This window comes from Sphingomonas asaccharolytica NBRC 15499 (assembly GCF_001598355.1).
Lineage (GTDB): Bacteria > Pseudomonadota > Alphaproteobacteria > Sphingomonadales > Sphingomonadaceae > Sphingomonas > Sphingomonas asaccharolytica.
In genome coordinates this window covers 24,551-36,960 of sequence record NZ_BCYU01000049.1, presented here as the reverse complement: position 1 = coordinate 36,960, position 12,410 = coordinate 24,551, and the positions used below count along the sequence as shown (strand labels likewise).

The window sequence follows — 12,410 nt, the reverse complement described above, 5'->3', positions numbered from 1 at the left end:
GCCCCGCCGCAAGTGGCCAGGGGCTTTCCCGAGTGGCTCGGCACGCTGTTCGGAATCGCCTCGGGCTTCACCAGCCAGATCGCCCATGCCGGCCAGCCGCCGTTCCAGGTCTGGGTGTTGCCGCGCCGCCTGTCGCGCGACGTGCTGGTCGGGACGACCGCGATCTTCTTCGCCGCGGTCAATTGGATCAAGGTACCGGCCTATATCGCACTCGGCCAGTTCACCCACGCCAATCTGCTGACCGCCGCCGCGCTCCTGCCGGTCGCTATCGCCTCGACCTTCGCCGGCGTCTGGCTGGTGCGGCGCGTTTCCGCCGAGCGCTTCTATGCCGCAATTTACGCGCTGATGGTGCTGGTCGGGGCGAAATTGCTGTGGGACGCCGTCGCCTGACGGCGTATCGGTCCGGATCGGCCGGGTCTTTGCCAAATGTTAAGAGCGGCCAGGCGATAATGCGCGTCATGGACGCCCATATGTCCGGATCCGATCGAGCGACTGGCGATGACGACGATCATCGCCACCAGCAGCGCGTGCCGATCGTCCTGCGGGCGCGATTGCGGGATCGGCACTCCAACAAATACAATGTTCACCTGCTCGACCTGTCGGTCACGGGCTTCCGTGCAGAGGCGGATTATTCGCTCGACGTGGGGCAGATCGTCTGGCTGGTGATTCCGGGCATGCAGGGACTCGAAGCGACGATCGCCTGGCGCCAGGGCCTGGAGATCGGCTGCAGTTTCCGCCAGCCGCTCTACCCGCCGGTGCTTGACCACATCGTCAAGACGTTGGGGCATTAGGCGGTAGTCTCGTAACAAGCGGCCTGTCTGCTTCCGACCCATAGCCGACAAGCTCGCGTCGCATTGATCCAATACGCTGACCCTTTCGTGACGATACCGACTGGGCGCCAGAATTTGGCCGGACGTGCCGATCGGCCAATGGGAAGCGACGTTGGCAACAATGGCGAGCCCAGGTGCGACGCGGCTTACGGACGAACGCTGGTTCTTCGGAAGAGGGCCGGGCCTAATCGGGCCGGGGATCGAAATAGGGGAGAAAAATCATGGCGACAGTCGCAGACGCTCAATTCGGGGAGCGCCGCGATGATTATCCATCGGGCATGCCACGCGCACATTCCGTCGACCGTTGGATCTTCGTCGGTATGGCGCTCTGGTTTATCGCCATCGTCCTGGTGGGCTTCGTTCCGGATTCGATGATGAAGGTGGCGATGATCAACGCTGGAGCGAGAGCGCCTTTTCCTTTCATTCTGCACGTTCACGCCGTGCTGATGGGCAGCTTTCTCCTGCTGCTGCTTTCGCAAACGGTCATGGTCGCGACGGGACGCGGCGCGCTACACAAGCAAGTCGGCATCGCGGCCTATATGCTGGTACCAGCCCTGATAGGCGTTGGATTTCTCCTGGCGCCGACCATGTATTACCAAGTCTGGGGCGGGGCGAAATTCGGCCCGCCTGCTGTCCGGACAGCATTGGCGCCGATCGTGCCAATCGTGGAGAATATCCTGTTGCTTCAAATAAGCGCGGGCGTGCTCTTCGGCATTTTCATGACAATTGCACTGAAAGCGCGCGCAACGAACGCAGGACTGCACAAGAGGATGATGTTCCTCGCGACCGCGGTACCGCTCGGTGCTGCAATCGACCGGATGTCCTGGCTGCCGTCCAGCATGCCCGGGAGCCCATGGGCGAGTTACGTCTACGTGTTGGCCAGCCTTGCGCCATTATTCGTCTGGGACGTGGTTCGTCACCGTCGGGTTCATCAGGCCTATTGGGTGTTCCTCGCGTTTTATATTCCAGTGACGACTTTGGTCGTCGTGGCTTGGGACAAGACTTGGTGGCATGAGACGGCGCATCGCATAATGGGCGTGTAACAAGCCTCCTATCGACCTGAGCGTCGAGGGACATTCCTGATCGAAAGACATGAGGGGCGGCCTCAAGACCGGCGTTTCCGACAACGGGTCGGAACTGCGCGAGATTATCGTACTCGTCGCTTGCGAACTCTAGCGATCCAGATTGGGGACGATCCAGAAGCGGTCGGGCTGGCGACGACCCACAATTAGTCTTTCGCTGGATTTACACGTCGTTCAAGAACCTGCCGTTTAAACAAATCTTCGGATGCTGACTTATCGATGGCAGAACTCCGTTGCGTCACAAACTTACCGGGCACCTTCGAGTATACCGAGCAATCTCCCCATCCAAAGCCACAAAAAATAACGAAAGCGTCGTTACCCAGTCGATACCATCGTTTGCCTTTGCTGCCATTATAAGCAGGCAAACCATAGTCATCTGCATTTGGCATCTCATTGCTCTTTGCAGCGCACGATCGAGGAATAGCGTCACCGATATTATACAAAGCTGGCATACACCCCTTTGGCCATACAAATGGGTCAGCCGCAATTTTTATGCCCGTAAATCCAAGGCTTGGCTTCCAGCCGTCTACGTAGCCGCCTATGATCGCGGGAAGTAAGATCACGAGTGGCAGAAAAATCCAAGCGAACCAACGGAGAGGTTGTTTTCGATCATGGGTCAACATTGGGAGAGACCATCATCTGATTGTGGCACCAAACCTTACTTGGCCGCTCCGTACGAAAGATATGTTAATAGCGCGCATTGATATTTTTTCGGAGAGGTCAAGAGGTTAGGCAACGGCGGCTATTGCTGCCCGCGTCGCCAAAACCTGCTCGCCCGCTGTCCACCCATATTCGGCCATTCAGTCCTTTTGCCGATAGCGGCCGTTTATGGGCTCGCGACCTCGGACCGCGCCGAACCGTGCCGTGTTCCTGCGGAAGCAGGAACCCAGGGTTACGAAGCACTGCGCGCGGGCTCTTGGCTCCTGCTTTCGCAAGAGCACTGCGGAGATTGGCCGCCGTCTCAGTCGAACAGGCTGGAAACCGAGCTCTCGTCCGCAATCCGTCGGATCGCCTCGGCGAGCAGCGGTGCGATGGTCAGGTGGCGGACCTTGTTCGCGGCGGCGATCGTGTCGTGGTTGCCGATCGAATCGGTGATGACCAATTCCTCGAGCACCGATCCCTCGACTCGCGCGATCGCGCCGCCCGACAGCACGCCGTGGGTGACATAGGCGACGACGCCTTCGGCGCCGGCTTCTTTCAACGCGGCCGCGGCGTTGCACAGGGTGCCGGCCGAATCGACGATGTCGTCGATCAGGATGCAGAAGCGCCCTTCGACGTCGCCGATGATGTTCATCACTTCGGATTCGCCGGCGCGCTCGCGGCGCTTGTCGACGATCGCCAGCGGGGCGTTGTCGAGCCGCTTGGCCAGCGCACGCGCGCGCACCACGCCGCCGACGTCCGGCGACACGACCATCAAATTCTTGCCCGAATGGCGCGCCAATATGTCGGTCGACATCACCGGCGCGGCGAACAGATTGTCGGTCGGGATGTCGAAGAAGCCCTGGATCTGCCCGGCGTGAAGGTCGACCGAAAGCACGCGGTTGGCGCCGGCGATGGTGATCAGATTGGCGACCAATTTGGCCGAGATCGGGGTGCGCGGGCCGGGCTTACGATCCTGGCGGGCATAGCCGAAATAGGGCAGAACCGCGGTGATCCGCTTGGCCGATGCGCGTTTCAGCGCATCGATGCAGATCAGCAATTCCATCAAATTGTCGTTCGCCGGAAACGAGGTCGACTGCAGCACGAAGACGTCCTCGCCGCGGACATTCTCGTTGATCTCGACGAAGATCTCCTCGTCGGCGAAGCGCCGCACGAGCGCGTCGGTCAGCGGCAGTTCGAGATAGCCGGCAATCGCCTTGGCCAGTGGCAGGTTCGAATTGCCGGTCATCAGCTTCATTGGTGCTCGCCCCTTCGAGGTTTGCGCGCCTCCTTAGAAGGGAGTCTGCAGCCGGTCCAGCACCCCGCGTTCGGTGATGTAGCCGGTGACCAGCCGCGCGGGGGTGACGTCAAAGGCGGGGTTATAGGCATCGGACTGAGTCAGCCGCACCGTTTCCAGCCCGTGATCGGTCACGCCGGTGATCTCGGTCAGTTCGGTGGGCGAGCGTTCCTCGATGGGGATGGCGTCGCCACTGGGGGTTGCGGCGTCGAACGTGGTGTAGGGAAGGGCGACGTAGAACGGCACGCCGGTATCGTGCGCGGCAAGCGCCTTAAGATAGGTGCCGATCTTGTTGCAGACATCGCCATTGGCGGTGACGCGGTCGGTGCCGACGATCACCGCATCGACCTGGCCGCGCGCCATCAGCAGTCCGCCGGCATTGTCGGCGATCAGGGTGTGCGGCACACCGTGATTGCGCAGCTCGAACGCGGTCAGCAAGGCGCCCTGGTTTCGCGGTCGCGTCTCATCGACCCAGACGTGCAAGGGCAGCCCGGCATCGTGCGCGAGATAGATCGGCGCGGTCGCGGTGCCGTAATCGACTGTCGCCAGCCAGCCTGCGTTGCAATGCGTCAGGATGTTGAGCGGGCGATCGGGATTCCTGGCATGGAGTTCGCGCAGCAGGGTCAGGCCATGCTCGCCGATCGAGCGGCACAAACGCTCATCCTCGTCGACGATCGCCTGGGCGCGCGCGAACGCCGCGGCGGCGCGTTCGGCCGGCGGCAGCGGGCGTACCGCGGCGGCGACCTGATCGAGCGCCCATTTGAGGTTGATCGCGGTCGGACGCGTCTCGTGCAGGCGCGCATAGGCCGCGTCGATTGCCGCATCGCCGGGATCGGCGGCGATCGCCATCGCCAGGCCATAGCCGCCGACCGCGCCGATCATCGGCGCACCGCGCGTCCACATGTCGCGGATCGCCACTGCCGCGTCGTTCTCGGTCCTGAGCTCCACCCAGCGCACTTCCCAGGGAAGCTGGCGCTGGTCGAGGATGCGTGCGCCCTTGCCGTCGGCGGTCGGCAGGATCGACCGCGTGCGTTCGCCGTCCAGGATCATGGCAGTATCTCGGCAAAGCTGGCCACATCGCCCTGACCCGTGTCGCGGTCGATCAGCAGCGCGCGCAGGCCGGCCGATTTCGCCGCATCGGTTTCGGCGGCGACGTCGGACACGAACAAAATGTCGGCCGGAGCCACGGTCAGCGCGGCGGCGATTTTGGTATAGGATTCAGGGTCGCGCTTGGGACCCGTAGTCGTGTCGAAATAGCCGGAGAGGTAGAAGGTCAGGTCGCCCGCCTCGCTATGCCCGAAGATCAGCTTCTGCGCCTCGATCGATCCCGAGGAGTAGATGCACACCCTGATCCCCGCTTCGCTCCAGCGCTTCAGCGCCACGGGCGTGTCGGGATAGACATGCGCCTTGAGCTCGCCCGCTTCATAACCTTCGCGCCAGATGCGGCCCTGGATATGCTTGAGCGCGGTTTCCTTGGCGTCGACATCCATCCAGGCGAGCAGGGTCGCGACCGGATCGCCCGGCGGCATCGCGGCGATTACCGGCGCGAGCTCCTCGCGATGGATCGGCACCCAGGCGGGAATGCGCGCGCGGGCGTATGGGAACAGTACGTCCGCCACATAGGCGATGCTGGTGGTCGTCCCCTCGATATCGAGCAGGATCACCTTGGGCGGCGTATCGGTCATTGCGAACTCAGGAGGATCGGTTGGTTTTCGGTTCGCCGGCGCTGGCCTCGTGCCGTGGGAAGCGGTCGGCGATCGCATCGCCGGTGAATTTGGCGACCCAGCCGTCGGGATTCTCGAACAATCTGATCACGGTGAAGCTCGGCTCGGGGCCCATGTCGAACCAGTGGCGCATGCCTGCCGGGACGGAGATCAGGTCGCCGGCGGTGCACAAGACCGCGTGAATGCGGTCGTCGTCGGTGCGCAGCGTGAACAGTCCTTCGCCGGCGACGAAGAAGCGCACCTCGTCTTCCGAATGGCGATGCTCGGACAGGAATTTCGTGCGCATCGCCGCGCGATCGGGATGGTCGGGCGCCACGCCGATGATGTCGACCGATTGATAGCCTTGCTCGGCTTTCAACTTGTCGATCTCGGGCGCGTAAGCGGTGAGCACGGCGTCGGTGTCGGCGCCACCGGTGTCGCGCAACGGCCAGCGCTGGTAGCGCACGCCGATCCGCTTCAGCGCATCGCCGATCCATTTGGGGTCGCTGGTGTCGAGCACCGGGTTGTCGCCGTCATCGGCGGTAAAGACGCGAAGGCGAGTCATGACGCGCTCTCCCTGAAACTGCGTTCGGCCAGTTCGGCGGCGATCAGCCATTCGACGGCTTCGAGCACGCGCTCGGCTTCGTCAAGGTCTTTGCCCCAGGCATAAAGGCCGTGATCGCGGATCAGATAGGCTGGCGCTGCGCCGGGCCGTGCCAATGCCGGGGCGATCGCCGCTTCGATGACGGTCATGTCCTGGCTGTTGTCGACGATCGGCAGTGCGATTTCGGTTTCGTGGGTGGTCTGGCCGGGAAACACCTTGAGCAATTCGTGGCCGACGAAATTCCAGGCCTTGAGGTCGCGAAAGGCGCGGGTGAGGCCGACCGCTTGCGGCGAATGGCCGTGGAGCACCGCGCCCGCGGCCGGAAACTGGCGATAGATCGACAGATGGAGATGCGTTTCGGCCGATGGCCTGCCCGCGCCGACGACATGGCCATCCATGTCGAGGCGCAACACGCCTTCGTCGCTCAGCCGTCCCTTGTGCCAGCCCGACGCGGTCACCGCGAAGCCGTCCTCGAGCCGGACCGAATAATTGCCCGCGGTCGCCGGCGCCCAGCCGCGCGCGTCGAGGCGGCGGCCCACTGCGATGATTCCGGCCCGTGCGGCGTCGAAACTGGTCGTCGTCATGCCGGCCACTTACGGCGAGTTGCGCCGACGCGCCAGCACGCCGTTCCAGGTCGAGACGGGACCGATCCCGATGAAGGATCGATCTATTGCAATCGCCCAAAGCTCAGCCTTTTTGGGACGCCGTTCAGTGCTTCGAGTGGTCGGGCCGAAACGGCCGGGAAAACATCATTGATACCGGTGTCATAAGTTTCTATCGATCGAATGCCCGCAAGGGCTTGGGAGAGTCGGCCGCCAACGAGCGGCCAGATGTGAGAGAGAGCGGACATGGCGAGCAACAAGCGGGTGGCATTGCTGGCGGCGGTTTGTGCCGCTGCAATGATCGGGTCGGGCGCGAATGCACAGGACGCGCCGCCCAAGCTGCTGTTCCACGTCTCCGCCGACAAGACGCTGACCGCCGACACCGCGGGCGGCGATGCGGTCCCCAATTTCCAGTCAAAGGTCGCGATCGTTCCTACCGGCAAATCGGGCGGCGCGATCGAGTGGCAGGACGACGGCTATGTCGCGTGGAAGGCGCCCGGCAATATCTATGCGCGGCGCGGCACGCTTTCCTTCTTCTGGCGTTCGCGTACTCCGGTCGGCGAGGCGCCGTTCGTGCTGTTCCGGGTCGGATATGCCGACCACACCAGTTGGGACATGGCGTTCCTCAGGATCGACTGGAACGGCCACGGCTTCGACGCCTTCGTCACCGACAACAACCTCGCGAGAGAGCGTGTCTCCTTCCGCATGGATGCGCTGCCCGCGCCGACCGACTGGCACCATATCGCCTTTGCCTGGGACGAGGCGGTCGGCGTCCGGCTGTTCGTCGACGGCAAGGAAGTCGCGCGCAAGGACCAGAAGGCGGTGCTCGACAGCGGGCTCGACCAGTTCGGCCTGGCCGGGCGGATCATCTCGCCGCACCAGGTGCAGAGCCGCTACAGCTTCATGCGCGGCAGCGATGTCGACGAGATCCGCGTCTACGACCAGATGCTCGATGCCGGCGCGGTCGCAGCACTCGCCAACAACAGCGCCCCGGCCGACGACAAGCCAGTCGCGAGCGACGAGCGTACCGCCTTCCTCCATCGCTATGGCTTCGATGGCGCTTCGCCGCCGCTGCTGACCGCCGACAAGACGACGATCCGCAAGGTCGAGTTCGCCGACGCCAAGGACCTCAAGGAATGGATGTGGAAAGGCGTCGACGGCATCGCCGAGACGACCTGGCCAGGCGTCTATAACCGCTCGCGCCTGCCCGGGCGGGACGACTATTTCGAGCTGCCCGACTGGAACGTCTATGTCGAAGGCGGCAAGAGTTATGAGCTGACCCTTCCCGCGAATGAGACGGTCAATCGCGTGGAGATCCGCGGCGCCGCTTATGGCGCGCTCGATTACACCGCCGATGGCAGCAAATACGCGTCGCTGGCAAAGCGTCCGCAAGGGGTCGAGAAGTCGATCACCAGTTTCGGCGACAAGACCGGCGGCAAATTGCGTTTCACCAACATCGCGCAGGAAACCCCGATCCAGGAAATCTGGGCCTATGATGTCAAGCAGGGTGCCGAGCCCAAGGGCACGCTCAAGCTGAATTACGTCGTCGATTCAAAGACCGCCCAGGCCTTCGCCAACCTTGCGCCGCTGACGAAGTATATTGCGGGTCGCTTTCCGGCCAACGAACGCGCCACCGTCGTCGCGCTGCCGGCCAGCGCCGGCCATGCCGCACCCGGCGCGGGGAGTGCCACCGAAGCGGGCAATGCGGAGCGCGGGCGCAACGAGGCGCCGATCGTCCATATCCTGATCCCGTCGGATTTCGGCGACGCCTTGCCGGGCAAGCCACTGGCACGCGCCTGGAATTACACCTGGGCCAATATGCATGACGGGCTCGACGGCATCGCGCTCGATATCCCCGCGCTCAGGGTTGCGGCGAACAAGGACGGGGTGATCCCGCTCAACATCCGGATCAAGGATCCGATCTGGCCCGACCGCGACATGATCGACGTCACAGTGTCGGTGAAGCCGGGCCAGACACGGACCGTCTGGCTCGATCTGCGCGACCGCGTCCTGACCAACGATCCCTTCTACATCACCATCGCCAGCGCCTCGGCCGATTTCGGTGCGGACTCGCTCGACGGGATGAACGTGCGCCTGGTGTTCAAGGATCGCGACGAGGCGAAGAAGGAGCATATCCAGGACCGCTTCAACCAGGTGAAGGATAATTGGGGCTTCCTGGTCGAGGAGCATACCGCCTCGGGCCGCGAGGGGCTGTTCCGGCGGCTCAAGGGCGACATCACCGACCTGCTCCGCGTCGATCCCGACAATCTCGAAGGGCGGCGTTACTGGGCCGATATCAGCTATGGCGCGACGGGCATGCCGCCCTTCACCCAGCCGACGCCGCCGGCTGGCGTGCCGCTCTGGGCGTTCCGCCAGCTCGAGGACCTCAAGCTCACGCGTCAGTTCGTCGATTGGTGGATCGACAATCGCCAGGTGCCCTATGGCGATTTCGGCGGCGGCATTTCGGACGATGTCGACTTGCTCGAGCAATGGCCCGGCCTGGCGCTGATGGGAGTCGATCCCGACAAGATCAACGCCTCGCTCCGCGCGCTGTCGGACTCGGTCTACACTAACGGCATGCGGGTCAACGGGCTCGGCTATATCACCACCGACGAGCTTCATGCCTATGAGGAAGGGCTCAATTCGGACGCCGAGCGGCTCTATCTCAACTGGGGCGAGCCCAAGGCGGTCGAGCGGCTGATGGCGACGGCGAAGGCGCTGACCGGCATCATCCTCAAGAATCCCGCCGGGCACATGCACTTCGCCAGCAATTGGTATGGCGGGCGCAAAGTCTATCGCGAGGGGCCGTGGGAATGGCAGAAGCCGTACAGCTTCACCGTCATGCACGCGCCGATCCTGATGGGCGTGTACAATGCCAATCCCATCGCCACCGGCCTGGTGACGGGCGTGGCCGACGGCTGGATGGCGCACGGCAAGAGGGGCGCCGACGGCAATTGGACCTATCCCAACGAGATCAACTGGCGCACCGATGCCGAGCGCGCCGGAGACGGCGGCGGTATCGCGACGCCTTACCAGTCGATCTGGGCCGCCTATCGCTTCACTGGTGACGACAAATATCTGACGCCGATCCTCAGCCGCACCGCGAAGAACGGCGTAGGCTCGCTCAACGACCTTAACGAGAATGTCGTGGCGGCGCTCGGCAAGGCCGATTGGGGCAAGGCGCTGGCCGCGACCAAGAGCGATTTCGGCCGCGTCGCCAGCTGGGATGCGACGGGGAACCGCAAATTGCTCGAGGAGCAAGCGGGCGACGCGATCGCGTTCAAGTCGCAGCATATGTACATGTACACCGAAGGCCATTGGTGGACCGACCGCGTCGACATGCCCAACGACCTGCTGCAGCGGCAGCGGCTCGGCGGCATCGCTTTGGTTCGCAACCAGACCTATCCCGGGAATACCGTAAGCTGGCGTTTCGCCAATCCGGGCGCGGCGGAAATGGTCGCGATCCTGGTGCCGGGAGCGACCACCGGCCATTTCAAAGTGATCGCCTATAACATTAGCGACGTCGCGCAGCCGGCGACGATGTCGACCTGGAACGTGACCGCGGGCAAGTGGAAGATGACTGCCGGGACCAGCGCGTCGGACGGCGATACCGCCGACGGTAATCCGGTGGCGAGCGAGGTGACGCTCGAGCGCAGCGGATCGCTTGAGGTCAGCTTCGCGCCGCGCACCACGACCGTGCTCGACTTCACGCTGGAGACACCCGGCGTCCCGACCGAGCGCCGCGCCGATCTCGGGATCGGGATGGACGACGTGAAGGTCACTGGCCGCTCGGTCGAGGTGACCGTGCACAGTCTCGGCGCGCTCCCGGCCAGTGGCGGCCGCGCCGAGCTGGTCGACGCCACGGGCAAGGTCGTCGCCAGCATCGCGGTGCCGACGCTGGACGCGCCGACCGACCTGACGCCGAAGACCGCTTCGGTGCGGATACCGTTGCCGACCGGCGCCGGCGCGGGCTGGCGCGTGCGTATCGCGCTGCCCGACGGCACGCCCGAAGTGACCTGGCTCAACAATGTGGTGGCGCTCCCCACAGTAACCCGGCGGCGGTGATGGCCAAAGATCGGGGGAAAGGGGCATGATCGGACGGCGCAGCTTCCTGGCCGGGGCGACAGCGGCCACGACGGTAGCGGTCTTGCCCTTGGCCCGTGCCGCGGGCGATCGGGATGCCGTGCTGCGTGCGATGCTCGACGGGTTGGCGAGTCTCGACAGCCCCGCCGCCAAGCTGAAAAAGCTGGGGAGGGTCGCCGCGCATGACCTGTCGCCCGGCGCGCTGCTCGATCTCGAAGCGGCGCGCGAGGGGCTCGCGATCGACGCGCGGATCGCGGCGATCATGCCGTTCGGGCGGCTGGGGCGAAGTCCCTATTCGGTCACGCCGTCCAGCGGAGCATGGCGCGACCTCGCCGCGCCTGACGCCGCCGACCGGATCGCCGCCGATAGCGCGGCAATACGCGCCGAGGCCGCAGCCGGGATCGTCCTGCCGCGCGATGCGCTCGACCGCACCATCACGGGCCTATCGACAGCGTCGGCCGGCGCCAGCGGCAGCGTGGCCGCGGCGCTCGCCGAACAGGAAAGGCTGCTGTCGTCGCTGGCACCGCGTGCCGGCGAACCGGGAGTCGGCAGGCTGCCGCACGGGCCGGAATATTTCGACCTGTTGATCGATCGACAGTTCGGCGGGCGCGACGCGTCGGCGATCCACCGCCGGGTGCTGGCCAAGGCGCAGGACGTGGCGGCAGAAGCCGATGAATTGCTCGCGCGATTGGGCTATGCCGGCAAGACCACCGGTGAGCGCTTTCGCGCCGCGTTCCGCGATCCGCGCTTCCTCTACGCCGACAGCGAGGACGGCCGCGACCGCGCGGTCGCCGACATGAATCGCTGGCTCGGCCGCGCGCGGGCACAATTGCCGCGCCTGTTCGAGTCGCTCCCGCCCGAATGCGCCAATGTCGCCGTGCGGCGGATGACACCGGTGGAAGAGGCCGCGAAAAAAGGCGGTTATCGCGTCCTGCCGACGCCCGACGGCACGCCGGGCAGCTATTTCGTCGATTTGTCCGACATTCGTCGCCGGCCCGACTGGAGCCTGGCCAGCGTGGTCCATCACGAGTTGCTGCCGGGCCATATAGTGCAGATGCCCCTCGACACGCGGGCGCAACCCCATGCGATTCGAACCGAATATACCGCCGGCTTCCAGGAGGGCTGGGCGATCTATGCCGAGGAGTTGATGGCGCGGCGGGGCGCGTTTGCCGGGAACGACCGTGCGCGGCTCGGTTTCCTGCACTGGCTAATGTTCCGGCTGTGCAGATCGGTCATTGACACCGGTGTCCATGGTGAGCGATGGTCTATCCGGGAAGCGCGGGAGACGCTCGAGAGGATGCAAGGCGAGCCAGCCTTTTTCGCGACGTTCGATCAGGACATCCAACGGGTGTGTCTGGAGCCCGGCGCACGCGTGGGCGAGGCGCTGGCGTGGTTGGCGCTGGCGGATCGCTGCGGGCGCGGCGCGGCAACTGACCTGCCGCGGCGGCATCGTGCGGCGATCGCCGACGGGCGACTGCGCCTGACATCGCTCGATCGTCGAATGCTTCGGAATTCAAGAGGAAAGTCAATCAGCTAGGTAAAGGCGGCCAAGGGGGAAAACACCTCTGGC

Annotated in this window: 11 protein-coding genes; 5 read left to right on the top strand and 6 right to left on the bottom strand. The window is 64.4% G+C overall.

Translation table 11 applies throughout. The features are described 5' to 3' along the window. The 3 genes from SAS01S_RS13890 to SAS01S_RS13880 form a co-directional block, all read left to right on the top strand. A partial coding sequence (locus SAS01S_RS13890) for a sulfite exporter TauE/SafE family protein (protein ID WP_157082822.1) occupies positions 1-390 on the top strand: 390 nt, incomplete at its 5' end. A gap of 80 nt (positions 391-470) precedes the next feature. After that, the gene (locus SAS01S_RS13885; protein ID WP_169804961.1) at positions 471-791 is read left to right on the top strand and encodes a PilZ domain-containing protein; all 321 of its coding nucleotides are present in this window, start codon (positions 471-473) and stop codon (positions 789-791) included. A gap of 260 nt (positions 792-1,051) precedes the next feature. Continuing rightward, positions 1,052-1,873 carry a hypothetical protein gene (locus SAS01S_RS13880; protein ID WP_157082821.1) on the top strand — a complete coding sequence of 274 codons (822 nt, stop codon included), beginning with the start codon at positions 1,052-1,054 and terminating at the stop codon, positions 1,871-1,873. 185 nt (positions 1,874-2,058) lie between these two features. Here SAS01S_RS13880 and SAS01S_RS22845 read toward each other — a convergent pair whose 3' ends face one another. The 6 genes from SAS01S_RS22845 to mtnB form a co-directional block, all read right to left on the bottom strand. Next, positions 2,059-2,475, bottom strand: coding sequence for a hypothetical protein (locus tag SAS01S_RS22845; RefSeq protein WP_169804960.1), 417 nt, complete (start codon positions 2,473-2,475; stop codon positions 2,059-2,061). A 398-nt stretch (positions 2,476-2,873) separates the two neighbouring features. Next, positions 2,874-3,809 (bottom strand): ribose-phosphate pyrophosphokinase, encoded by a 936-nt coding sequence (locus tag SAS01S_RS13875; RefSeq protein WP_066809325.1) that lies wholly within the window; start codon positions 3,807-3,809, stop codon positions 2,874-2,876. Positions 3,810-3,842: 33 nt separating this feature from the next. Next, on the bottom strand, positions 3,843-4,898 hold the full coding sequence (gene mtnA, locus SAS01S_RS13870) for an S-methyl-5-thioribose-1-phosphate isomerase (RefSeq protein WP_066809323.1): 1,056 nt from the start codon (positions 4,896-4,898) through the stop codon (positions 3,843-3,845). Then, on the bottom strand, positions 4,895-5,533 hold the full coding sequence (mtnC, locus tag SAS01S_RS13865; protein ID WP_066809321.1) for an acireductone synthase: 639 nt from the start codon (positions 5,531-5,533) through the stop codon (positions 4,895-4,897). Before mtnC ends, mtnA begins: the two co-directional genes overlap by 4 nt. A gap of 7 nt (positions 5,534-5,540) precedes the next feature. Continuing rightward, positions 5,541-6,116, bottom strand: coding sequence for a 1,2-dihydroxy-3-keto-5-methylthiopentene dioxygenase (locus tag SAS01S_RS13860; protein WP_066809318.1), 576 nt, complete (start codon positions 6,114-6,116; stop codon positions 5,541-5,543). After that, the gene (gene mtnB, locus SAS01S_RS13855) at positions 6,113-6,739 is read right to left on the bottom strand and encodes a methylthioribulose 1-phosphate dehydratase (protein ID WP_066809316.1); all 627 of its coding nucleotides are present in this window, start codon (positions 6,737-6,739) and stop codon (positions 6,113-6,115) included. Before mtnB ends, SAS01S_RS13860 begins: the two co-directional genes overlap by 4 nt. A gap of 264 nt (positions 6,740-7,003) precedes the next feature. Here mtnB and SAS01S_RS13850 point away from each other — a divergent pair, with 264 nt between their 5' ends. Together SAS01S_RS13850 and SAS01S_RS13845 are read left to right on the top strand one after the other, a co-directional pair. Next, complete coding sequence (locus SAS01S_RS13850; protein WP_066809313.1) at positions 7,004-10,822, top strand: LamG-like jellyroll fold domain-containing protein; 3,819 nt, start codon at positions 7,004-7,006, stop codon at positions 10,820-10,822. Positions 10,823-10,847: 25 nt separating this feature from the next. After that, on the top strand, positions 10,848-12,377 hold the full coding sequence (locus SAS01S_RS13845; RefSeq protein ID WP_066809310.1) for a DUF885 family protein: 1,530 nt from the start codon (positions 10,848-10,850) through the stop codon (positions 12,375-12,377). Positions 12,378-12,410: the final 33 nt, after the last annotated feature.

What these genes read in the sequence shown, in the direction of transcription:
- SAS01S_RS13850 (WP_066809313.1), top strand. Translation starts at nt 7,004, where the DNA reads ATGGCGAGCAACAAGCGGGTGGCATTGCTGGCGGCGGTTTGTGCCGCT.
- SAS01S_RS13845 (WP_066809310.1), top strand. Translation starts at nt 10,848, where the DNA reads ATGATCGGACGGCGCAGCTTCCTGGCCGGGGCGACAGCGGCCACGACG.
- mtnA (WP_066809323.1), bottom strand. Translation starts at nt 4,898, where the DNA reads ATGATCCTGGACGGCGAACGCACGCGGTCGATCCTGCCGACCGCCGAC.
- SAS01S_RS13860 (WP_066809318.1), bottom strand. Translation starts at nt 6,116, where the DNA reads ATGACTCGCCTTCGCGTCTTTACCGCCGATGACGGCGACAACCCGGTG.
- SAS01S_RS13885 (WP_169804961.1), top strand. Translation starts at nt 471, where the DNA reads ATGTCCGGATCCGATCGAGCGACTGGCGATGACGACGATCATCGCCAC.
- mtnB (WP_066809316.1), bottom strand. Translation starts at nt 6,739, where the DNA reads ATGACGACGACCAGTTTCGACGCCGCACGGGCCGGAATCATCGCAGTG.
- SAS01S_RS13880 (WP_157082821.1), top strand. Translation starts at nt 1,052, where the DNA reads ATGGCGACAGTCGCAGACGCTCAATTCGGGGAGCGCCGCGATGATTAT.
- mtnC (WP_066809321.1), bottom strand. Translation starts at nt 5,533, where the DNA reads ATGACCGATACGCCGCCCAAGGTGATCCTGCTCGATATCGAGGGGACG.
- SAS01S_RS13875 (WP_066809325.1), bottom strand. Translation starts at nt 3,809, where the DNA reads ATGAAGCTGATGACCGGCAATTCGAACCTGCCACTGGCCAAGGCGATT.